Origin of the sequence: Pseudomonas sp. REST10 (assembly GCF_029542605.1) — a bacterium.
GTDB lineage: Bacteria > Pseudomonadota > Gammaproteobacteria > Pseudomonadales > Pseudomonadaceae > Aquipseudomonas > Aquipseudomonas khazarica.
Genome location: NZ_CP035677.1, coordinates 2,383,254 through 2,404,193 on the forward strand (window position 1 = coordinate 2,383,254; position 20,940 = coordinate 2,404,193).

At 65.0% G+C, this 20,940-nt stretch carries 17 protein-coding genes; 6 read left to right on the forward strand and 11 right to left on the reverse strand.

Annotated features, from left to right (window positions below):
* Positions 1–46: 46 nt before the first annotated feature.
* The 4 genes from EWH21_RS11260 to acnB form a co-directional block, all read right to left on the reverse strand.
* Complete coding sequence (locus EWH21_RS11260) at positions 47–1,399, reverse strand: pyridoxal-dependent decarboxylase (RefSeq protein ID WP_037053091.1); 1,353 nt, start codon at positions 1,397–1,399, stop codon at positions 47–49.
* A gap of 145 nt (positions 1,400–1,544) precedes the next feature.
* Complete coding sequence (locus tag EWH21_RS11265) at positions 1,545–2,123, reverse strand: ANTAR domain-containing response regulator (protein ID WP_037053090.1); 579 nt, start codon at positions 2,121–2,123, stop codon at positions 1,545–1,547.
* 18 nt (positions 2,124–2,141) lie between these two features.
* Positions 2,142–3,347: a CmpA/NrtA family ABC transporter substrate-binding protein gene (locus tag EWH21_RS11270; RefSeq protein WP_152488571.1), complete on the reverse strand. Its 1,206-nt coding sequence runs from the start codon at positions 3,345–3,347 to the stop codon at positions 2,142–2,144.
* 231 nt (positions 3,348–3,578) lie between these two features.
* Positions 3,579–6,179 (reverse strand): bifunctional aconitate hydratase 2/2-methylisocitrate dehydratase, encoded by a 2,601-nt coding sequence (acnB, locus tag EWH21_RS11275; protein WP_277700610.1) that lies wholly within the window; start codon positions 6,177–6,179, stop codon positions 3,579–3,581.
* A 404-nt stretch (positions 6,180–6,583) separates the two neighbouring features.
* Between acnB and EWH21_RS11280 the strand changes: the two genes are divergently transcribed.
* Complete coding sequence (locus tag EWH21_RS11280; protein WP_037053082.1) at positions 6,584–7,060, forward strand: DUF1289 domain-containing protein; 477 nt, start codon at positions 6,584–6,586, stop codon at positions 7,058–7,060.
* Between the two features lie 65 nt (positions 7,061–7,125).
* Here EWH21_RS11280 and EWH21_RS11285 read toward each other — a convergent pair whose 3' ends face one another.
* Positions 7,126–7,989: a universal stress protein gene (locus EWH21_RS11285; RefSeq protein ID WP_152488573.1), complete on the reverse strand. Its 864-nt coding sequence runs from the start codon at positions 7,987–7,989 to the stop codon at positions 7,126–7,128.
* 157 nt (positions 7,990–8,146) lie between these two features.
* On the opposite strand from EWH21_RS11285, the gene EWH21_RS11290 reads away from it, so the two are divergent.
* Positions 8,147–8,800 carry a tRNA-(ms[2]io[6]A)-hydroxylase gene (locus EWH21_RS11290; RefSeq protein ID WP_134675973.1) on the forward strand — a complete coding sequence of 218 codons (654 nt, stop codon included), beginning with the start codon at positions 8,147–8,149 and terminating at the stop codon, positions 8,798–8,800.
* 163 nt (positions 8,801–8,963) lie between these two features.
* On the opposite strand, the gene lpxH is transcribed toward EWH21_RS11290, so the two are convergent.
* On the reverse strand, positions 8,964–9,707 hold the full coding sequence (lpxH, locus tag EWH21_RS11295; protein ID WP_277700524.1) for a UDP-2,3-diacylglucosamine diphosphatase: 744 nt from the start codon (positions 9,705–9,707) through the stop codon (positions 8,964–8,966).
* Between the two features lie 154 nt (positions 9,708–9,861).
* On the reverse strand, positions 9,862–10,353 hold the full coding sequence (locus EWH21_RS11300; RefSeq protein ID WP_179554046.1) for a peptidylprolyl isomerase: 492 nt from the start codon (positions 10,351–10,353) through the stop codon (positions 9,862–9,864).
* A 160-nt stretch (positions 10,354–10,513) separates the two neighbouring features.
* On the opposite strand from EWH21_RS11300, the gene EWH21_RS11305 reads away from it, so the two are divergent.
* Together EWH21_RS11305 and cysS are read left to right on the forward strand one after the other, a co-directional pair.
* On the forward strand, positions 10,514–12,178 hold the full coding sequence (locus EWH21_RS11305; protein WP_037053072.1) for a glutamine--tRNA ligase/YqeY domain fusion protein: 1,665 nt from the start codon (positions 10,514–10,516) through the stop codon (positions 12,176–12,178).
* A 130-nt stretch (positions 12,179–12,308) separates the two neighbouring features.
* On the forward strand, positions 12,309–13,691 hold the full coding sequence (gene cysS / locus EWH21_RS11310; RefSeq protein ID WP_277700525.1) for a cysteine--tRNA ligase: 1,383 nt from the start codon (positions 12,309–12,311) through the stop codon (positions 13,689–13,691).
* A gap of 42 nt (positions 13,692–13,733) precedes the next feature.
* On the opposite strand, the gene EWH21_RS11315 is transcribed toward cysS, so the two are convergent.
* Positions 13,734–15,398: an amidohydrolase gene (locus EWH21_RS11315; RefSeq protein WP_277700526.1), complete on the reverse strand. Its 1,665-nt coding sequence runs from the start codon at positions 15,396–15,398 to the stop codon at positions 13,734–13,736.
* A 99-nt stretch (positions 15,399–15,497) separates the two neighbouring features.
* Between EWH21_RS11315 and EWH21_RS11320 the strand changes: the two genes are divergently transcribed.
* A complete protein-coding gene (locus EWH21_RS11320; protein WP_277700527.1) occupies positions 15,498–16,403 on the forward strand; it encodes a LysR family transcriptional regulator in 906 nt (301 codons plus the stop codon).
* A gap of 1 nt (position 16,404) precedes the next feature.
* Here the strand turns inward: EWH21_RS11320 and ampC are convergent, their stop codons facing one another.
* Together ampC and EWH21_RS11330 are read right to left on the reverse strand one after the other, a co-directional pair.
* Positions 16,405–17,541, reverse strand: a complete 1,137-nt coding sequence (gene ampC, locus EWH21_RS11325) for a class C beta-lactamase (RefSeq protein ID WP_277700528.1) — start codon at positions 17,539–17,541, stop codon at positions 16,405–16,407.
* A gap of 12 nt (positions 17,542–17,553) precedes the next feature.
* Positions 17,554–17,991 carry an Lrp/AsnC family transcriptional regulator gene (locus tag EWH21_RS11330; protein WP_037053063.1) on the reverse strand — a complete coding sequence of 146 codons (438 nt, stop codon included), beginning with the start codon at positions 17,989–17,991 and terminating at the stop codon, positions 17,554–17,556.
* A 134-nt stretch (positions 17,992–18,125) separates the two neighbouring features.
* Here EWH21_RS11330 and EWH21_RS11335 point away from each other — a divergent pair, with 134 nt between their 5' ends.
* Positions 18,126–19,022, forward strand: a complete 897-nt coding sequence (locus EWH21_RS11335; protein WP_037053062.1) for a DMT family transporter — start codon at positions 18,126–18,128, stop codon at positions 19,020–19,022.
* Here the strand turns inward: EWH21_RS11335 and EWH21_RS11340 are convergent.
* Positions 19,012–20,847: a sigma-54-dependent Fis family transcriptional regulator gene (locus EWH21_RS11340; RefSeq protein ID WP_277700529.1), complete on the reverse strand. Its 1,836-nt coding sequence runs from the start codon at positions 20,845–20,847 to the stop codon at positions 19,012–19,014. The genes EWH21_RS11335 and EWH21_RS11340 overlap by 11 nt on opposite strands.
* Positions 20,848–20,940 lie beyond the last annotated feature (93 nt).

Genomic DNA, 20,940 nt, shown 5'->3' on the forward strand with positions numbered 1-20,940 from the left:
ACCTGGCGGCGACGATACGCCTGTGGCCGCCAGGCTGTCCAGCGCGCTATGCGCCGCTCTGGCGCTTGAGTCGCAGCAGCAGTTCGGCCAGGGCCTGGATGTCCTCGTCAGTGGTGCGCCAGGACGAGACGCTCAGGCGGAACGCCGGGCGTCCCTGCCAGCGGGTCGGGCCGAACCAGGCCTCGCCACTGCCCTGGACCGCCTCGCGGATGGCGTCTGTCTGTGCGTCCGAGTCGGCGCGTACCAGCACCTGATTCAGCGGCACCTGGTTGAGCACCTGGTAGCCACCGGCGCTGAGGGCGTCGGCGAGCAGGCGGGCCTGGCGAATGTGTCGGTCGATCATGCGCCGCAGGCCGTCGCGGCCGAGGTTGGCCAGTGCCGCCCAGATCGCCACGCCGCGCGCCCGGCGGGAGAACTCCAGGGTCAGGTTGGTCTGCGCGTGGGCACTGGCCATGGCGTAGGCGGCGTCGCTGTTCATCGCCGCAGCCAGGGCGCTGGCGTCCCGGCAGATGGCCATGGCACTGTCGTAAGGGGTGTTGAGCCATTTGTGCCCATCGCAGGTCCAGCTGTCGGCCTGCTCGATGCCGGCGGCCAGGTGCGCCGACGACGAGGCCCGCGCCCAGAGCCCGAAGGCGCCGTCGACATGCACCCAGGCGCCAGCGGCGCGGGCCCTGGGGATCAGTTCGGCGAACGGGTCGAACTCGCCGCTGTTGACCTCGCCGGCCTGCAGGATCAGCAGGCTGCGTGCATCCAGCGGCGGCAGACGCGCCGGGTCGATGCGCCCGCGTTCGTCGACCGGTGCGTAGATCAGCTGATTCATGCCGAAGCCGAGCACGCGCAGGGCCTTCTTCACGGTGACGTGCGCCGTTTCCGAGAGCACCACGCGCAGCGCTGGCGCACCGGTCAGGCCATCACCATCGAAATCCCAGCCCTGCTCGGCGAGCAGCTTGCGCCGAGCGGCGGCGATGCAGGTCAGGGTGCAGGCGGTGGCGCTGGTGCCGAAGCCGACCGCGCTCTGCGCCGGCAGCCCCAGAGCCTGGCATACCCAGCGCCCGGCGACCCGTTCGAGCTGGTCGACCACCGGCGAGTTGTTGAAGGACGAGGCGCACTGGTCCCAGGCCAGCACCAGGCGTTCGGCGGCGGCCGCCGCCGGCAGCGTCGCGCCGATGACGAAGCCGAAGTAGCGCCCGCCGTTGCTCGCCACCGTCGCGGGTGAGCCGATGTCGTCGAGCTGGCGCAGCACCTGCTCGGCGGCGTGACCCTGTTCCGGCAGTGGCTGGTCGAAGGCGGCCAGGGCGGCGATGGCAGGGGCGTCGGGGAAGACCCGGCGCGTGGGGGTGCCGTCCAGGTAGGCGAGGGCGCGGCGGTCGGCTTCGGCCAGCAGGTCGTGTTCGGTCATGAGGGGTTCCTCGGCTAGGGGTTGTCTACCCTAGCCGAGGCCGGCGGGACGGGGCATACACAGGCGCCGGCGAAGGCGGCTGTAACAGTTGCCTGACTGATACAGTCCGTACCGGTACAGTGAGCTGTTTCAGCGGTACAGTTGCTCAGCCGCCGAGCATGTCGTGCATGGCGATGATCTGTTCGGCGACCTGGATCAGCTTCTGCTGGCGGCTCATGGCCTGGCGCCGCATCAGGGTGTAGGCATCCTCTTCGTTGCAGCTCTTCATCTTCATCAGCAGGCCCTTGGCCAGCTCCACGCGCTTGCGCTCGGCCAGCTGTGCGTCGCGGGCCTGCAATTGCGCGCGCAAGGCCTGGTCGCTCTCGAAGCGCGCCATGGCCACGTCGAGGATCGGCTGCAGGCGCTGGGCGTGGATGCCTTCGACGATGTAGGCGCTGACACCGCTCTGGATCGCCTGGCGCATCACGCCGGGGTCGTGCTCGTCGGTGAACATGACGATGGGCCGTGGCTGGTCGCGGCTGACCAGGACCACCTGTTCCATGACGTCGCGTCCGGGCGACTCGGTGTCGATCAGGATGACGTCGGGGCGCACCGCCTCGACGCGCTCGGGCAGGTCGATGGTCAGCCCTGATTCGTCGATCACCTCGAAGCCGGCCTCGACCAGTGCTGTCTTGAGGCGGCCGACCTTCTTGGGCGTGTCGTTGATCAGCAGGATACGCAGCATCGATGGCTCTCCGGGCAGTTACAGGGCGGCAGCCGGGCTGTCGGCCAGGGCGTGGAGGTGGAAGCTGCGGGCATAGGCGACCGGGTCGCTGCCGTCCCAGCAGGTGCCGTCCTGAAGCGTGGAGCTGCGCATCTCGGCGGGTACGGCAATGCCCAGCGCGCTGGCTGCCTCGCGATACAGCGCCAGTTGCTGCACCTGGCGGGCGATGCCGAGGTAGTCCGGGTCGCTGCGCAGCAGGCCCCAGCGGCGGAACTGGGTCATGAACCACATGGCGTCGGACAGGTAGGGCTGGTTGACCAGGCCGCCGGCATGGAAGCGCAGCGGGTGCTCGTCCTGCCAGGTATGCCCCAGGCCGTCCTGATACTGGCCAAGGAAGCGTGGCGTGATGGCCGACACCGGGGCGTTGACGTATTCGCTGCCGCTGAGCAGCTGGGCGGTGCTGCGCTTGTTCTCTTCGTTGTCGTCGATGAAGCGGGCGGCGTCGAGCACGGCCATGATCAGGGCGCGCGCGGTGTTGGGGTTCTGCTCGACGAAGGCGCGGGTGCAACCCAGCACCTTCTCCGGGTGGTCCGGCCAGATCGCCTGGATGGTGGTGACGGTGCAGCCCAGCTGTTCGTCGACGGCCTTGGCGGTCCAAGGCTCGCCGACGCAGAAGCCGTCGATGCGCTGCGCTTCGAGGTGTTCGATCATCTGTGGCGGCGGGACCACCACGCTGTCGACATCGCGCAGCGGATGGATGCCCTGGCTGGCCAGCCAGTAGTAGAGCCACATGGCGTGGGTGCCGGTGGGGAAGGTCTGGGCGAAGGTCAGGCGCGCCTCATGCTGGTGCACGTGTTGCCTGAGTGCCTCACCGTTGGTCACGCCGGCCGCCTGCAGGCTGTGCGACAGGTTGATGCTCTGGCCGTTCTGGTTCAGCCCCATCAGCACGGCCATGTCGGTGGCGGGGGCGCCACCGAGGCCCAGCTGCACCCCGTAGATCAACCCGTACAGGCTGTGCGCGGCGTCCAGCTCGCCGCTGAGCAGGCGGTCGCGCAGGCCGGCCCAGGACGTCTGGCGATGCAGCCTGAGGCTCAGCCCGTACTTCTCGGCGAAACCCTGAGTGGCGGCGACCACCACCGAGGCGGAGTCGCTCAGGGCCATGAAGCCGATGTTCAGGACGCTTTTCTCAGGGGCATCGCTGCCCCAGGCCGGGGCGTCGTCGCGAGGGGTGTCGTGTTCGCTCATGTCGCTTCCTTAACGCTCACGCAGATGACCAGTGACAGGCCATAAAAAAACGTCGTACCTGACTCCGGCGCAATGGCCGGAGGGGATACGACGCCGTTGTCGATCAAGCCGCTTCCAGCGTTGGAAGGGCCCTGTGCCTGGAGGCGAAGCAAGGCATATGCCAGTGTGCCTGCTCCTGTGCAGGCATAAAAAAGCCCCGCACTGGGCGGGGCTCTTGTCACAACGCTGGGATCAGGCCTGAACGACCGGGATCTGGGCGTTGGCCGCAGCTTCACGGAAGTCTGCGATCTGGTCGAAGCTCAGGTAGCGGTAGATGTCGCCAGCCATGCTGTCGATATCCTTCGCGTAGGCCATGTACTCCTCGACGGTCGGCAGCTTGCCGAGAATCGAAGCGACCGCAGCCAGTTCGGCAGAGGCCAGGTACACGTTGGCGCCATCGCCCAGACGGTTCGGGAAGTTACGGGTGGAGGTCGAGACCACGGTGGAGTTGGCAGCGACGCGAGCCTGGTTACCCATGCACAGCGAGCAGCCCGGCATTTCCATGCGTGCGCCGGCCTTGCCGTAGATGCCGTAGTAGCCTTCCTCGGTCAGCTGGTGGGCATCCATCTTGGTCGGCGGCGACAGCCACAGACGAGTCGGGATGCCGCCCTTGACCTTGTCCAGCAGCTTGCCGGCAGCGCGGAAGTGACCGATGTTGGTCATGCACGAACCGATGAACACTTCGTCGATCTTGTCGCCGGCCACGGTGGACAGCAGACGGGCGTCGTCCGGATCGTTCGGGGCGCACAGTACCGGCTCGTTGAGCTCGGCCAGGTCGATCTCGATGATTTCCGAGTACTCGGCGTCCTTGTCGGCTTCCATCAGCACCGGGTTGGCCAGCCAGGCTTCCATCGCCTGGGCGCGACGCTCCAGGGTACGGGCATCACCGTAGCCTTCGCTGATCATCCAGCGCAGCAGGGTGATGTTGGACTGCAGGTATTCGGCGATGGCCGCTTCCGGCAGTTTGATGGTGCAGCCGGCAGCCGAACGCTCGGCGGAGGCGTCGGACAGCTCGAACGCCTGCTCGACGGTCAGGTTGTCCAGGCCTTCGATCTCGAGGATGCGGCCGGAGAAGATGTTCTTCTTGCCTTTCTTCTCGACGGTCAGCAGGCCTTTTTGGATGGCGTAGTAAGGGATCGCATGGACCAGGTCACGCAGGGTGATACCCGGTTGCATCTTGCCCTTGAAGCGCACCAGAACGGATTCCGGCATGTCCAGCGGCATGACGCCGGTGGCGGCGGCGAAGGCCACCAGGCCGGAACCGGCCGGGAAGCTGATGCCGATCGGGAAGCGGGTGTGCGAATCGCCACCAGTGCCGACGGTGTCAGGCAGCAGCATGCGGTTCAGCCAGCTGTGGATGATGCCGTCGCCCGGACGCAGGGACACGCCGCCACGGGTGCGGATGAAATCCGGCAGGGTGTGGTGGGTGGTGACGTCGATCGGCTTCGGATAGGCCGCAGTGTGGCAGAAGGACTGCATCACCAGGTCAGCGGAGAAGCCCAGGCAAGCCAGGTCTTTCAGCTCGTCGCGGGTCATCGGGCCGGTGGTGTCCTGGGAACCGACGGTGGTCATCTTCGGTTCGCAGTAGGTGCCAGGGCGCACGCCTTCGACGCCGCAGGCCTTGCCGACCATCTTCTGCGCCAGGGTGAAGCCCTTGCCGCTGTCAGCCGGTTGCTCCGGCTTCTTGAACAGCTCGGAAGCGCCCAGGCCCAGCTCGGCACGCGCCTTCTCGGTCAGGCCACGGCCGACGATCAGCGGGATACGGCCGCCAGCGCGGACTTCGTCGAGCAGCACCGGGGTCTTCAGTTCGAAGGTGGTGATGACGTCGTCGGTGCCGTGCTTGCAGACCTTGCCAGCGTACGGGTAGACATCGATCACGTCGCCCATGTTGATGTTCGAGACATCGAACTCGATCGGCAGGGCGCCGGCATCTTCCATGGTGTTGTAGAAGATCGGAGCGATCTTGGTGCCGAAGCAGAAACCGCCGGCACGCTTGTTCGGAACGTACGGGATGTCGTCGCCGAAGAACCACAGCACCGAGTTGGTGGCGGACTTGCGGGACGAACCGGTACCGACCACGTCACCGACGTAGGCGACGGGGAAGCCCTTGGCCTTGATCTCTTCGATCTGCTTCAGCGGGCCGATGGCGCCTTGCTGCTCCGGCACGATGCCGTCGCGGGCCATTTTCAGCATGGCCAGGGCGTGCAGCGGGATGTCGGGGCGCGACCAGGCGTCCGGGGCAGGGGACAGGTCGTCGGTGTTGGTTTCGCCCGGGACCTTGAACACGGCCAGGCTGTATTTCTCGGCGATGGCCGGCTTGTTGGTGAACCACTCGCCATCGGCCCAGGACTGCAGCACGGCCTTGGCGTTGGCATTGCCGGCCTTGGCTTTCTCGGCGACGTCGTGGAAGGCGTCGAACATCAGCAGGGTGTGCTTGAGCTGCTCGGCGGCAACGCTGCCGAGGGCGGCATCGTCCAGCAGGTCGACCAGGGTGGCGATGTTGTAGCCGCCCTGCATGGTGCCCAGCAGTTCAGCGGCGCGCTGCTTGCTGATCAGCGGGGAAGTGGCTTCGCCCTTGGCAACGGCAGAGAGGAAACCGGCCTTGACGTAGGCGGCTTCGTCCACGCCTGGCGGCACGCGGTTGGTGATCAGGTCTACGAGGAATTCTTCTTCGCCAGCCGGCGGGTTTTTCAGCAGCTCGACCAGGCCTGCGGTTTGTTCGGCGTTCAGCGGCTGGGGCACGATACCCTGAGCGGCACGCTCTGCTACGTGTTTGCGATAGGCTTCAAGCACAGTTATTACCCTCATCAGTGGTCCCAAAGGGTTGTCCGGGACGCGATCCAGATACTCACGAACCAGGCGCTTTTCGACTTTATGAGCCGATCAGCCGAGATTGCATGAGTCTCTTGTAGAAGCTGCTTTCAAAGTTTTACGCCGGCAGGACGGGTTCTGATGAGGGCTGACGCAGACGCTCGGGGGGACTTCGAGCGGCTGCGTCGCCATCGTACCTGCAGGATCGACTGTGCTCGTGACGCTTTGAAAACAGCTTCCAACGGACATTGGCGCCGTAAAAGGCGGGCCGATTCTACTGGAAAGCGCGGACAAAGTTAAGCCGACGTCCCTGTATTGGTAGGGGTGATCTGGATTAGACAAAGGGCTAAGATGCTCGACCGTTCTGCTGTCTATATCGCTTTGCCATGTCCAATCAGCGCATCAAGACGCCTTGTGTAGGCTTGTGTTCGACCGTCTATGGCGATGTGGTCTGCCGCGGTTGCAAGCGCTTCCACCACGAGGTGATCAACTGGAACAGCTACGGCGACGAGGAGAAGCGCGCCGTCTGGACGCGCCTGGAAGTCCTGCTGGTGCAGGTGATGGCGGCCAAGCTGGAGGTGTTCGACGAGCAGCGCCTGCGGAGCCAGCTGGAGCAGCGGCAGATCCGCTTCGTGCCGCAGCAGTCGCCCTATTGCTGGGCGTATCAGCTGATCGCGCGCGGCGCGCGCATGATCAATCAGCTGGAGGCCTACGGCATGGTGCTGCTCCCGGAGTTTCGCGACTGGGGCCTGCCCGAGCTGCGCGATGCCATCGACCGCGAGTTCTTCCTGTTGTCCGAGGCGCACTACGAGCGCTACATCGCTCCGAAGTTCCTGCGCGAAGGCCTGGAAGTAAGGGTCTAGCCCGACACCGGCAGATACAAAAATGCCGCTCGACCTCGAGCGGCATTTTCATTTCCGGGGCAGCTTCAGCGCTGCGCCACCAGTTCTTCGAGGTGGGCGATCACCTCATCCGGCTTGAGCACCAGGACATCGCTTTCCAGTGCATCGAGCACCACCTCGGCCGTGTTACCGATCAGCGCGCCGGAGAGCCCCGTGCGCGCCACCGTGCCGATCACCGTGACGGCGGCGCCGAGGCGGTGAGCCATTTGCGGGATCACCACGTCGGCAGGGCCCTCGACCACGTGCAGGCGCTCGTCGCTGATGTCGTACTCGGCCTGGAAGCTGCGGCATTGCTCGCGGTAGCGCGCCTCGATGGTCTCTTTCAGCTGGAAGGTCGGATCGACGGCGGACAGCATGGGCGTCGGGTGGGCGGTGATGACGTGCAGGGTGCCCTTGGCCAGCCCGGCGATATCGTAGCCGTGGCTGATGATGCCGGCATGCAGGGTGCGATGCTCGCCATCGGCATTGCCCACATCCACGGCGGCGAGGATGCTGCCGCCGGTCCATGGGCGGTCGGTCTTGACCATCAGCACCGGCCCCGGACAGTAGCGCAGGAGCTTCCAGTCCTCGGGGGTGAGCAGGGCTTTCTTCAGGGGGTTGTCAGGCAGGTGCTGCTTGACCACCAGGTTGCAGCCTTCGGCCTGCTGCACGGTGATGATGGTCTGGTGCAGGTTGTCGTGCCAGGACTGCTGGGTGGAGACGCTGAAGCCCTCCTGGGCGAGGCCGCTGCTGAGGTCGTTGAGCCAGGCGCTGTGATCGCCCTTCTTGTCGCACACCAGCAGGTGCAGGTGCGACTGGGTGACTCCAGCTATCAGTTTGGCCCGCTTCAGTGCCAGGCCTTCCGGGTGTTGGGGCTCCATCACCACCAGAATACTGCGAATCGCTTGCATGGTCGTCTCCCTGAGAATGAATAGCGCTTATCCAACTATAGGTGCGCCGGCTTCAGCCGCTCGTTGACCTGTATCAACGCTGTGCTGGTCGACGGGCCTGTCACTCGTATAATGGCCCGCCATTTTCAACCTCGCCAGCACCATGAGCGCTTCAAATATGATGTCAAATGCCGAGCATATTCCGAGTAACGGCGAAGAACCTGTGTCGATCCTGCAGGAAATTCTCGGCTTTCTTGGCGGCGTCGCCACACCGGATGCCTGGCTGGACGAGGCCTTGCGTCAGCAGGAAATCCTGCTGCTCGATCACCGCAACCTGGAGTACAAGGCCGCACAGACAGCCCTGAGCCTCATGGGACGCTACCTAACCAAGACCGAATTGACCGCGAGAATGTCGCGTTTGGCCCGTGAGGAGCTGGTGCACTTCGAGCAGGTGAGCAAGATCATTCGCGGCCGGGGTATCGAGATCCGCCACGTATCGGCGTCGCGCTACGCCGCCGGCCTGCGTGCGCTGCTGCGCAATGGTGAAGTCGAGCGGCTGGTGGATGTGCTGGTGGTGGGCGCCTTCATCGAGGCGCGTTCATGCGAGCGCTTCGCCGCGCTGGTGCCGCGTCTGGACGCCGAACTGGCCAAGTTCTACGCCGGGCTGCTGGAAAGCGAAGGGCGCCACTACCGGGGCTATCTCAAGCTCGCCTACCTGTACGGCGATGCGGCCGATGTCGATGCGCGCATCGAGGTGGTGCGGGCCGTGGAGCAGGAACTGATCACCTCGCCGGACGAGCAGTTCCGTTTCCACAGTGGTGTACCGGCATAAGGCTGCGGCGGCGGTTGCCACTTCAGATTGAGCATTTGTACGGGCTACGGCTCGGAGGCGTTTGGCCGGGTAGGGCGGGTGAAACCCGCCGCGAGGGAGATGGCGGGTTTCACCCGCCCTACATCGCTTTCGCGGCTGAAGCCGCTCCTACAGGATGGTATGGCTACGGCTCGCAGGCGTTTGCGGGAGCAAGCTCGAACGGCGCCTGGTTGAAGCCCTCGTCATCGATCTGCAGCGCCCAGCCCTGGCGATCCCAGTCGCCCAGCACGATGCGCCGTGCCGGCTGGCCGTTCACCTCCAGCTCATGCACGGCCGGGCGATGGGTGTGGCCATGGATCAGCGTGCGCACGCCATGCGCGGCCATGACCCTGAGCACTTCCTGCGGCGTGACGTCGACGATCTCACTGGCCTTCATCCGCGTTTGCGCGCGGCTTTCGTTGCGCAGCTTGCGTGCCAGCTTCTGCCGGGTGGCGAGCGGCAGGTTGCGCAGGATCAGCAGCGACAGCGGGTTGCGCAGCCAGCGCCGCAGCTTCATGTAGCCGACATCCAGGGTGCACAGGCTGTCGCCGTGCATCAGCAGTACGCGCCCACCGCCCAGTTGCACCGTGCAGGGATCGCGGAGCAGGGTGCAGCCGGCCTCGCGGCAGAATGCCTTGCCGATGAGAAAGTCGCGGTTGCCGTGCATCAGGTGGATGCGCGTGCCGGCATCGCTCAGCTCGCGCAGGGCGCGGGCGATCTCATGCTGGAAGGGCGACATGCCGTCGTCGCCGATCCAGACCTCGAAGAAGTCGCCGAGGATGTACAGCGCCTCGGCCTGGCGCGCGCGCGTGGCGAGAAAATGCAGAAACGCCCGGGTGATGTCCGGGCGTTTCTCTTCGAGGTGCAGATCGGAGATCAGCAGGATCATTTCGTTCAACAGGCCGATGAAAAAGGTAGCGAGCGACGGCTAGGCTAGGCTAGGCGCGGATGGCCGAGGATGCGCAGTTTACGAGTTGTAAATGAGCAGTCCGAGGCCGGCCGCAACGACGCATGGCCTAGCGCAGTAGTTTTTCGTCGGTCTGTCAGACGACTTCGGCCTTTTCGATGACCACGTCGTCGACCGGTACGTCCTGGTGGCCGGCTTTCATGGTAGTGGAGACGCCCTTGATCTTCTCGACCACGTCCATGCCTTCGACCACTTCACCGAACACGGCGTAGCCCCAGCCCTGAACGGTGGGTGCACTGTGGTTGAGGAAGCTGTTGTCGGCGACGTTGATGAAGAACTGCGCGCTGGCCGAATGCGGCTCCATGGTGCGGGCCATGGCGACGGTGCCGACCTTGTTGGCAACGCCGTTGTTGGCTTCGTTCTTGATCGGTGCACGGGTCGGCTTCTGCTTCATGCCCGGCTCGAAACCGCCGCCCTGGATCATGAAGTTGCCGATCACACGGTGGAAGATGGTGCCGTCGTAGTGGCCTTCCTTCACGTATTGCTCGAAGTTGGCCACGGTTTCCGGGGCCTTGTCGGCGAACAGGTTCAGGGTGATGACGCCGTGGTTGGTGTGCAGTTTGATCATGATCGTATCCGTGATGAGGCAGGTTCGAGCGCTCGGCTCGTGGATGAACAGCGCTTGTCAGGGTGGCATGCACCCTGTCAGGGGCTTGACAGGTTGGTTATGATACGGACTTTGCCCGAGGCGGCCTACCCTGTGCCGCGCCAGTATTGTTAAGGACACCATGAGCAAGCCCACCGTCGAAAAAGCCGCCAACTTCCTGCGCCCCATCGTCCAGGCCGATCTGGACAGCGGCAAGCACGCCCAGATCGTGACCCGCTTTCCGCCGGAGCCCAACGGCTACCTGCACATCGGTCATGCCAAGAGCATCTGTCTGAACTTCGGCCTGGCCGAGGAGTTCGGTGGCCAGTGCAACCTGCGTTTCGACGACACCAACCCGGCCAAGGAAGACCAGGAATACATCGACGCGATCAAGGCCGACGTCGAGTGGCTGGGCTTCAAGTGGGCGGGCGAAGAGCGCTACGCGTCCAACTACTTCGACCAGCTGCATGCCTGGGCCATCGAGCTGATCAAGGCGGGCAAGGCCTTCGTCTGCGATCTGAACGCCGAAGAAATGCGCGAATACCGTGGCAATCTCACCGAGCCGGGCAAGAACAGCCCGTTCCGTGAGCGTTCGGTGGAGGAGAACCTGGACCTGTTCGCCCGCATGAAGGCTGGCGAGTTCGCGGACGGCGCCCGTTCGCTGCGTGCCAAGATCGACATGGCCTCGCCGAACATCAACCTGCGCGACCCGATCCTCTATCGCATCCGCCACGCCCATCACCACCAGACCGGTGACAAGTGGTGCATCTACCCGAGCTACGACTTCACCCACGGTCAGTCCGATGCGATCGAGGGTGTGACGCACTCGATCTGCACCCTGGAGTTCGAGGATCACCGTCCGCTGTACGAATGGTTCCTGGCCAACCTGCCGGTGCCGGCGGCGCCGCGTCAGTACGAATTCGCCCGCCTGAACCTGAACTACACCATCACCAGCAAGCGCAAGCTCAAGCAGCTCGTCGACGAGAAACACGTCGATGGCTGGGACGACCCGCGCATGTCGACGCTGTCCGGTTACCGCCGTCGCGGCTACACCCCGGCGTCGATCCGCACCTTCTGCGACATGATCGGCGTCAACCGTGCCGGCGGCCTGGTGGATATCGGCATGCTCGAGTTCGCCATTCGTGACGACCTGGACGCCAACGCCGCGCGCGCCATGTGCGTGCTCAAGCCGCTGAAGGTGGTGATCACCAACTACCCGGAAGGCCAGGTCGAGAACCTCGAGCTGCCGCGCCACCCGAAGCAGGACATGGGCGTGCGCGTGCTGCCGTTCTCCCGCGAGATCTACATCGATGCCAGCGACTTCGAGGAAACCCCGCCGGACGGCTTCAAGCGTCTGATCCCCGGTGGTGAAGTGCGCCTGCGCGGCAGCTACGTGATCCGCGCCGACGAGGCCGTCAAGGACGCCGCCGGCAACATCGTCGAGCTGCGTTGCTCCTACGACGAGAACACCCTCGGCAAGAACCCGGAAGGGCGCAAGGTCAAGGGCGTGATCCACTGGGTGCCGGCGGCCGAGAGCGTGGCCTGCGAGGTGCGCCTGTACGATCGCCTGTTCCGCTCGGCCAACCCGGAGAAGGCGGAAGAGGGCGGCAGCTTCCTCGACAACATCAACCCGGATTCGCTGGTGGTGCTCACCGGTTGCCGTGCCGAGCCGTCGCTGGCCCAGGCTACTGCCGACGATCGCTTCCAGTTCGAGCGTGAAGGCTACTTCTGCCTGGACAAGGACTCGACCGCCGATGCCCTGGTGTTCAACCGTACCGTGACCCTGCGCGACTCCTGGGGGCAATAACGGCTGGCAAATCGCTGCGCTCGATCAGGCAGCGTCGATGCGAGGTTGGCAAAGCGCTTGCTCACGTCGCCCCGCGTTGCCTGATCATCGCGCGCTGCCTTGCAAGCCGTGCTTGAGGAATTAGAGAAAGATGCTGAGCATTTACAACACCCTGACCAAGACCAAGGACGCCTTCCAGCCGCTGATCGGCAACCAGGTGCGCATGTACGTGTGCGGCATGACCGTGTACGACTACTGCCATATCGGTCACGCCCGCGTGATGGTCGCCTTCGACGTGGTCACCCGCTGGCTGCGTCAGCGCGGCTATGACGTGACCTACGTGCGCAACATCACCGACATCGACGACAAGATCATCCGCCGCGCCAACGAGAACGGCGAGCCGTTCGAGGCGCTGGTCGAGCGCATGATCGCCGCGATGCACGAGGACGAGGCGCGCCTGTCCGTGCTGCGCCCGGACATCGAACCGCGTGCCACCGGCCATATCGCCGGTATGCACCAGATGATCCAGACCCTGATCGACAAGGGCTTCGCCTATGCGCCGGGCAACGGTGACGTGTACTACCGCGTCACCAAGTTCGAGACCTACGGCAAGCTGTCGCGGCGCAAGATCGACGAGCTGAAGATCGGCGCACGCATCGAGGTCGACGAAATCAAGGAAGACCCGCTGGACTTCGTTCTGTGGAAAGGCGCCAAGCCGGGCGAGCCGAGCTGGGATTCGCCGTGGGGCAAGGGCCGTCCGGGCTGGCACATCGAGTGCTCGGTGATGTCCACCTGCTGCCTGGGCGAGACCTTCGACATCCACGGCGGCGGCCCGGACCTGGTGTTCCCGCACCACGAGAACGAGATCGCGCAGAGCGAGGCGGCCACCGGCAAGCAGTACGCCAAGGCCTGGATGCATGCCGGGGCGGTGCGCGTCGATGGCGAGAAGATGTCCAAGAGCCTGGGCAACTTCTTCACCATCCGCGAGGTGCTGGAGAAGTATCACCCGGAGGTGGTGCGTTACCTGCTGGTGTCCAGCCATTACCGCAGCCCGATCAACTACTCCGAAGAGAGCCTCAAGGAAGCCAAGGGCGCCCTGGAACGCTTCTACAACGGCCTCAAGGGCTTGCCGGAGCTGGCGCCTGCCGGTGGCGAAGCCTTCGTCGAGCGCTTCGGTGCGGCGATGGACGACGACTTCAACTCGCCGGAAGCCTGTGCGGTGCTGTTCGAGATGATCCGTGAGGTCAACCGCCTGCGCGAATCCGACGTGCAGGCCGCTGCCGGCCTGGCTGCCCAGCTCAAGCGGCTGGCCGCCGTGCTGGGCGTGCTGCAGCTGGAGCCGGAAGCCTTCCTCCAGGCGGGCGCTGCCGGCAAGGTCGATGCGGCCGAGGTCGAGGCACTGATCGCCGCGCGCCTGCAGGCGCGTGCCGAGAAGAACTGGGCGGAAAGCGACCGCATCCGTGACCAGATCACCGCCATGGGCGTGGTACTGGAAGACGGCAAGGGCGGCACCACCTGGCGATTGGCCGAGTAAGCGAGTGCCACTCCAAGGCCGCCCACGGGCGGCCTTTTGTTATCAGTCGCTGTATACCTGGCGCCCACCCAGGTAAACGGCGTTGACCCGCATCTGCTGCAATTGCGTTGGCGGCATCCGATAAGGATTGTCGCTGACCACCGTCAAGTCCGCCCATTTGCCTGGTTCCAGGCTGCCCAGGAGTGAGTCCTGGCGCAGTTGGTAGGCGGCATTTATGGTCATGGCGCGTAGCGCCTGGTGGGCGTCGATGGCCTCGCTGGGGTTGATTGGAGTACCACTCTGGCTACGCCTGAGCATCGCCGTATGCATCAGGCTGAACGGCTGGGCCGGAAACATCGGGCTGTCCGCATGCAAGGTGGGGTGCAGGCCGGCGCTGAAGGCGCTGTGCACAGGCAGGCTGCGTTGAGTCATGAAGCGACCTATCACCGAGTCCTGCAAGGCATCGCCGTAATAGAGCAGGTGGTTGATATGAAACGACACGGCCACGCCTTGGGCGGTCAGCTCCGGCATCAGCGGCTTCGGTAGTTCGATGGCGTGTTCCAGACGTACGGCTGGGGCTTGCCCGCTCAGTGGCGCGGCCTGTTCGAGGGCTCGGGCCACTTCGAGCAGTGAGGCATCGCCCTGGCTGTGGATCGCGACCTGCCAGCCGGCGCGATTGTAGTGCTCGATTTTTTCGCGCAGTGCCGCCACACCGAGCAATGGCTGGCCGTAGCTGCCGGGCGTGATGCCCAGGGTGCGGTTCAGCGGGCTGTCGAGGTAGGCGCTACGGCTGAACATGCTGCCAGTGTAGGGCGAACCGTCTGCCCAGAGTTTGACGCCGAGCACGGCGAAGCTGTCCGAGCCGTTGTCAGGGCTTTCTGGCAGGGCATCGAGTTCCTGTTCGGTCAGATAGAAGTATTGGCGGATGCGTGGTCGCCAGTGGCGCAGCGCGGCGTAGCGTGCCATCAGCGGCGGCACGTTGTAGCCCAGCGATGCCACCGTGGTGAAGCCATTGGCTAGCAAATCATCGAGCGTGCGCTCATAGCGCTGCAGCAGTGCCCAGGGGCGTCTGAGCTCGGTCATGAAGGGCCTGGCTGCCTGGGTTTCGACGATCATCCCGGTCAGTTCGCCCTGGTCGTCGCGCTGGTAGTAGGAGGCCGCGCTCGGGTTCGGGGTGTGGCGATCCACACCAGCAACGGCGAAGGCGCGCGAGTTGGCCCAGAACGAGTGCAGGTTCTGTCCGATCAGCAGCACCGGGTTGTTTGGCGCCAACTGATCGAGCTGCTGGCGGGGTGGAATCTGCAGATCCGGCACCAGGATCAGATCGAGGCCGACGGCGTACACCCATTCGCCCGGCGCAGTGCTTGCCACGCGCTGGCGTAGCGCCTGCCAAACCGATTGATTATCACGATGAGTGAAACCGGACAGATCCACTGCGCCTGCGAACAGGGCGCTGAGGGTCGGGTGTTCGTGTGCGGCGATCAGCCCAGGTAGCAGGGTCTTGCCGTGCAGATCGACGATCTCGCTGTCAGATCCTGCCAGCGCCAGTATCTGCTGGCGTGAGCCTGTGGCTAGGATGCGACCATCCTGCACTGCCAGTGCTTCGACCACCCGATCCTCTGGGTCGACGGTCAGAATCGGACCGCCGACGAAGATCAGCTGAGGGGCTGATGGCTGGCAGGCGGCGAGCAACGTAAAGCTGGCGAGTATCAGGGCACGCAAGAGCATGGATAGGCGATACCTTCAGGGCGATGACGCATCCTGCTGGCTGGGCTATAAAGTCGTCCAATGCAAAATTGCAGTCTTATTGATGCAGGTGGTGCCTGAATGGACTTGAAACGCTTGCAGCACCTACTGCTGTTGACCGAGGAGTTGCACTTCTCTCGGGCTGCGCAGCGCGCGAACCTGTCGCAGACCGCATTCAGTCGTAGCATCCAGACCCTGGAGCGCGAGCTGGGCGTGCGTTTGTTCGACCGCGACACGCGTCGGGTGAGCCTGACGGCCGCCGGTCGACAGATCGTTGCGCGCGCTCGCGAGCTGATCGCCCAGGCCACCTGTCTGCAATTCGAGGTTGATGAGTTGCGTGGGCTGCAGGCTGGGCGTCTGGCTTTCGGGGTCAGTCAGTTGGTGGAGGCTGACCGGCTTGAACGGCTGATCGAGCAACTGCAGCCTGCGGGCAGCGAGGTGCGCCTCGATATCGAAGTCAATCACTGGGAGGCTTTGCGCGAGGCGCTGCTGGCCGAGCGTATCGAGTTCTTCGTCGCCTACGCCAGGCCACTGGTCGAGGATAGCCGTTTCGTTGTGCATGAGCTGCCGGCACAGGCAGCCTCATTGTTTTGCCGTGCGCAGCATCCTTTGCTTAATGGCGCGGCCATCACGCCTGCGCGCTTGCTCGACTATCCCTGGAGTTGTGTGCGCTTCGACGCCAGTATTGCTCAGCGGTTGTGCAGCCTGCTGCATATCGATGCCGCGCAACTACCGGTGCGTCTGACCTGCAGTGACCTGGGTCTGTTGCGGCGGCGGTTGCTCGCGAGCAACGAGCTGTTGTTGACCTGGCGGCAAGCCGTGGCCGCTGAGTTGGCCAGCGGCCAGGTGGTCGAATTGCCCCAGGCGGCAGGTTTGGCCATGCCTGCCGAGGCGCTGGCGCTGCCTTGTGCACTGGTTCGTCTGGCAGGGCGCACGCTGTCGCCGTTGGCCATGCGCGCGCAGCAGTGGTGGTTGGCGAACGTCTGACTCAGGGCGATAGCGCCTCGATGATCCTTAGTGCCAGGCGCACACGCTCGGCGTTGGGGTAGTTGCGGTTGGCGAGTATCACCAGCCCGGTGTCCCGTGCGGGCAGCAGCAGGATGTAGGCGCCGAAGCCATTGGTCGAGCCGGTCTTGTTCAGCAGCAGATCGCCTTCGGCAGGCTTGGCCACGGCGAAACGCTCGACGGGATGTGGCTGCAGGGCCATGTCGGCGGAGTTGCCGGCCTGCAGCCGTTCCAGGCTGATGGGGTAGGCGTAGCGTTCCCAGCCGAGGGCCTGGGTCATGTCACCGACCTGGTAGTAGCCGCGATGAGTGGCGCTGACGGCCTGGTGCAGCGGCGAGGGCAGGCGATCCGGGTGCAGGTTGACCTCGATGAAGCGCAGCATGTCGGTGGCGCTGGATTTCAACCCGTAGGCTTCGGCATCCAGAGCACCGGGGCCTACGCGCATGGCCTTGTCGTCGCGGTAGCCCCAGGCGTAATGCTGCATCTGCCCGGCCGGTATCTGCACGTAGCTTTCCTGCATGCCCAGTCGTGGCAGCAGGTCCTGCTCCATCACCTGCTGGAAGGGTTCGGCCAGGCTGGCCGCCGCCAGGTGGCCGAACAGGCCGATGCTCGGGTTGGAATACCGGCGACGGGTGCCGGCCGGATAGACGGCCTGCCAGTTGCGGTAGTAGTCGAGCATCTGGCGCTCGTCGCCTACCGCGTCCGGGAACTGCAGCGGCAGGCCGCCGGCGCTGTAGGTCGCCAGGTCCAGCAGGCTGATATGGTCGAATGCGCTGCCTTGCAGGGCTGGCAGGTACTGGCTGGCGTTGTCGCTGAGGTTCAGGGTGCCACGCGCCTCCGCATAGGCGCCGAGGGTGGCGGTGAACAGCTTGCTGATCGAGCCCAGCTCGAACAGCGTGTGACGATCCACGGCCTGGCCGCTTTCGCGGGAGGCGACGCCATAGTCGAAGAAGTGCTGCTGCCCCTTGTGGCTGATGGCGATGGCCATGCCGGGGATGGCGTAGGCCTGCATCACGGGTTTTACGGCGGCATCGACGGCCGGGTGCAGTTCGGCGAGCGCGTTCTGGCTGGCCAGGCAGAGGCCGAGGGCGGCGAGCAGGGGGCGTAGGGAGGAGGGCATGAGCGTTCCTTGTCAGTTCATCGGTGGCAGTCGGCGCGGGACCGAGGTCTTCTTGACGATGGCGGTGTTGGTTTCGGCATGGCCGTTGAGGCGATCGAGCACCTCGTCCAGCTGTTCCATGGAGCGCACGTGCAGGCGTGCGATGAAACAGTCCTCGCCGGTGACCTTGTCGCATTCGGTGAATTCGGGGGTGGCCTGGATCAGTCGTTCGACTTCGTGCAGTTTGCCGGGCAGCGGCCTGACGCGAACGATGGCCTGCAACTGGTAGCCGAAATGCCGTGGGTCGATCTCCACGGTGTAGCCCCTCAGCACGCCGCGCTCCTCCAGGCGGCGCAGGCGTTCGGCCACGCTGGGGGAGGACAGGCCACTGAGCTGCGCCAGTGCTTTCAGCGAGCGCCGCGAGTCGGCCATCAATGCGGCGATCAGGGTCTGGTCGATTTCATCGGTCATTGCAGGCCTCGTTAGGTAAAAGCCGGAATCTGCCGTTGTAAAAAAGGTGAGGGCTGGATTCTGCCTCAGATTCTCCATGGAGCGAGAAGTTGCACCTTCGCATAATGGCAGCTCATTTCAATGAGGATCGACCCGTGGACGACAAGCTCAAGCGTGGCTCGCTGGAAATGATCGCCGCCATGCTGATTTCCGGCACCATCGGCTGGTTCGTGCTGCTTTCCGGCCAGGCGGTGGTGGACGTGGTGTTCTGGCGCTGCCTGATCGGTGGCGGCACGTTGCTGCTGGTCTGCGCCGCGCTCGGTCTGTTGCGCGCCGAGCTGCTCGGGCGGCGCGTGCTGCTGCTGGGCGTGCTCAGCGGCGTGGCCATCGTCGGCAACTGGCTGTTGTTGTTCGCCTCCTACGCGCAGGCCTCCATCGCCGTCAGCACGGTGGTGTACAACGTTCAGCCGTTCATGCTGGTGGGGCTGGCGGCGCTGTTTCTCGGCGAACGCCTGACATGGCTCAAGCTCGCCTGGCTGGCCTTGGCCTTCGTCGGCATGCTGGCCATCGTCAGTGCCCATGGCCGGGGTGCCGTGGCCGGTGCCAACTACCTGATGGGCATCGGGTTGGCGCTGGGGGCGGCGCTGCTCTATGCGATCGCTGCATTGATCGTCAAACGCCTCAGCGACACGCCGCCGCACCTGATCGCGCTGATCCAGCTGGTGACCGGGGTGATCCTGCTGGCGCCGCTGATGGGGCGTGAACTGCCGCAGGGCGAGGTCGCCTGGGCCAGCCTGCTGGCCTTGGGGCTGGTGCATACCGGGTTGATGTACCTGCTGCTGTATGGCGCGATCCAGAAACTGCCGACGGCGGTGACCGGCGCACTGTCATTCATCTACCCGGTGGCGGCGATTCTGGTCGACTGGCTGGCCTTCGACCACTGGCTGAGCCCGCTGCAGTGGTTCGGTGTCGCGGCCATCCTGCTGGCGGCGGCGGGCATGCAGCGCGGATGGCGGCCCGCTGTCTGGGTGCGGCGCGTGATCAAGGCCTGACGCCCTGTTCACGCAGGCGCTTGTACAGGGTGTTGCGGCTCAGGCCGAGGTGGCGCGCCAGGTAGGAGATGTTGCCGCCGCAGGCCTGGTACTGGCTGGCCAGGTCGTCGCTTTCTGCCACGGGCTGTGACGGCTGCGGCGCCGCGCTGGGCAGGTCGGTGAAGAAGTCGTCCGGCAGGTGTTCGGCGCGAATCGGCTGGTCGTCGGCCATGGCCAGCGCGACGCGCAGCACGCTGCTGAGCTGGCGCAGGTTGCCCGGCCAGGGGTGGCGCTGGAACAGCTCGAGCACCTCGCGACTGAGCCCCGCCCACTGCCTGGGTTCGCGGTGCTGTTCCCAGAGTTTCTGGAACAGGGCCGCCTTGTCGGTGCGTTCGCGCAGCGGCGGCAGCTCCAGGTTCAAGCCGCTGATGCGGTAGTAGAGGTCGGCGCGAAACTGGCCATTGTCGATGTCCTGGCGCAACGGGCGGTTGGTCGCGGAGATCAGGCGCACGTCCACCGGGTGCAACTCGCTGCTGCCCAGCGGCTGCACGCAGCGTTCCTGCAGGACGCGTAGCAATCGAGCCTGGACGCGCAGCGGCATGTCGCCGATTTCGTCGAGAAACAGCGTGCCCTTGTGCGCCTTGCGGATCAGGCCGATATGGCCCTTCTGGCTGGCGCCGGTGAAGGCGCCTTTCTCGTAGCCGAACAGCTCCGACTCCACTAGCTCCGCCGGGATGGCGGCGCAGTTGACCGCGATGAACGCCTGGCTTGCGCGTGAGCTGGAGCGGTGCAGGGCCTTGACGAAGACCTCCTTGCCGGCGCCGGTTTCACCCTGCACCAGAATCGGGATGTCCTTCTCCAGCAGGCGTTCGGCCTGGCGAATGGCCTTGTCCACTCTGGCGTCGCCCAGGTTGAGTGCGTGCAGGGGCGGCTCCTGCTCGCTGCGGCTGGTCAGCGGCGGGCGGAAGTCGCGGGGTTGAACGGGGGCTGGCCGGGTAGGGCGGCGCACCCGCGCGTGGAAGCGAAAGTGGCCGCTGGTACGCAGGTTGAAGGGCAGGTTGTCCGGCTGGTTGAGCAACTGCTGCAGCGGCACGTCGAACAGCTGCTCGATGGCGCAGTAGGCAAGGGGTTGCCCGAGCAGGTTGTCGGCGCGGCGGTTCGCCGAGACCACGTGGCCCTGCTCGTCGAACACCACCAGCCCGGCCCAGGGGCTGTCGAGGTTGTCCAGGCTGGTATTGAAGCTGAGCAGGTGGTACTGCTCGGCGAACAGCTTGAGGATCAGGCGGTTCTCCACCGACTGGCTCATCATCTTGACCATGCCCAGGGTGTGCGCGGGCGGCAGGTAGCTGTCGCTGGACACGTCGAGCACGGCGACCATGCGTCGCTGTTCGTCGAAGATCGGTGAGGCCGAGCCGGTCATGAAGCGGTTGGCCTTGAGGAAGTGCTCGTCGTGCTGGATGTGCACGGCCTGGCCGCAGCTGAGCGCGGTGCCGATGGCATTGGTGCCGGTGTAGCGCTCCAGCCAGCTGGCGCCGGCGACGAAGCCCGCGGCCTGGCGCGGTTCGATGAAGCGCTGGTCGCCCCAGGACTGCAACAGCCGGCCCTGCTCGTCGGCGAGCATGATCAGGCAGTTGGAGTTGGCCAGGATGGTGCCGTAGTAGGGCAGCACTTCCTGGTGGGTGGTCTGTACCAGCGCCTGGCGGCTCTCCAGCAGGGCCGAGAGTTCACCGGGAGGGGGCGGGTCGAAGCAGGGCGGACTCTGGTGGGTCAGGCCGTAGTCACGGCAGCGCGACCAGGATTGCTCGATGATGGTGTCGTGCGCCTGCGCGCGGGCAGCTTCTGTCATGGACGCTCTCTTCTTGTAGGTTCGCGATCTGCGCCGCGATGTGCTCGCGACCTGCGTCGCGTCCGTCCAGTCTTGTTCAAAACTGTTCAAAGT

What these genes read in the sequence shown, in the direction of transcription:
- EWH21_RS11300 (WP_179554046.1), bottom strand. Translation starts at nt 10,353, where the DNA reads ATGATCAAACTGCACACCAACCACGGCGTCATCACCCTGAACCTGTTC.
- EWH21_RS11290 (WP_134675973.1), top strand. Translation starts at nt 8,147, where the DNA reads ATGATGTCAAATGCCGAGCATATTCCGAGTAACGGCGAAGAACCTGTG.
- EWH21_RS11265 (WP_037053090.1), bottom strand. Translation starts at nt 2,123, where the DNA reads ATGCTGCGTATCCTGCTGATCAACGACACGCCCAAGAAGGTCGGCCGC.
- EWH21_RS11260 (WP_037053091.1), bottom strand. Translation starts at nt 1,399, where the DNA reads ATGACCGAACACGACCTGCTGGCCGAAGCCGACCGCCGCGCCCTCGCC.
- EWH21_RS11330 (WP_037053063.1), bottom strand. Translation starts at nt 17,991, where the DNA reads ATGACCGATGAAATCGACCAGACCCTGATCGCCGCATTGATGGCCGAC.
- cysS (WP_277700525.1), top strand. Translation starts at nt 12,309, where the DNA reads ATGCTGAGCATTTACAACACCCTGACCAAGACCAAGGACGCCTTCCAG.
- EWH21_RS11280 (WP_037053082.1), top strand. Translation starts at nt 6,584, where the DNA reads ATGTCCAATCAGCGCATCAAGACGCCTTGTGTAGGCTTGTGTTCGACC.
- EWH21_RS11340 (WP_277700529.1), bottom strand. Translation starts at nt 20,847, where the DNA reads ATGACAGAAGCTGCCCGCGCGCAGGCGCACGACACCATCATCGAGCAA.
- EWH21_RS11305 (WP_037053072.1), top strand. Translation starts at nt 10,514, where the DNA reads ATGAGCAAGCCCACCGTCGAAAAAGCCGCCAACTTCCTGCGCCCCATC.
- EWH21_RS11320 (WP_277700527.1), top strand. Translation starts at nt 15,498, where the DNA reads ATGGACTTGAAACGCTTGCAGCACCTACTGCTGTTGACCGAGGAGTTG.
- lpxH (WP_277700524.1), bottom strand. Translation starts at nt 9,707, where the DNA reads ATGATCCTGCTGATCTCCGATCTGCACCTCGAAGAGAAACGCCCGGAC.
- EWH21_RS11285 (WP_152488573.1), bottom strand. Translation starts at nt 7,989, where the DNA reads ATGCAAGCGATTCGCAGTATTCTGGTGGTGATGGAGCCCCAACACCCG.
- EWH21_RS11270 (WP_152488571.1), bottom strand. Translation starts at nt 3,347, where the DNA reads ATGAGCGAACACGACACCCCTCGCGACGACGCCCCGGCCTGGGGCAGC.
- ampC (WP_277700528.1), bottom strand. Translation starts at nt 17,541, where the DNA reads ATGCCCTCCTCCCTACGCCCCCTGCTCGCCGCCCTCGGCCTCTGCCTG.
- EWH21_RS11315 (WP_277700526.1), bottom strand. Translation starts at nt 15,398, where the DNA reads ATGCTCTTGCGTGCCCTGATACTCGCCAGCTTTACGTTGCTCGCCGCC.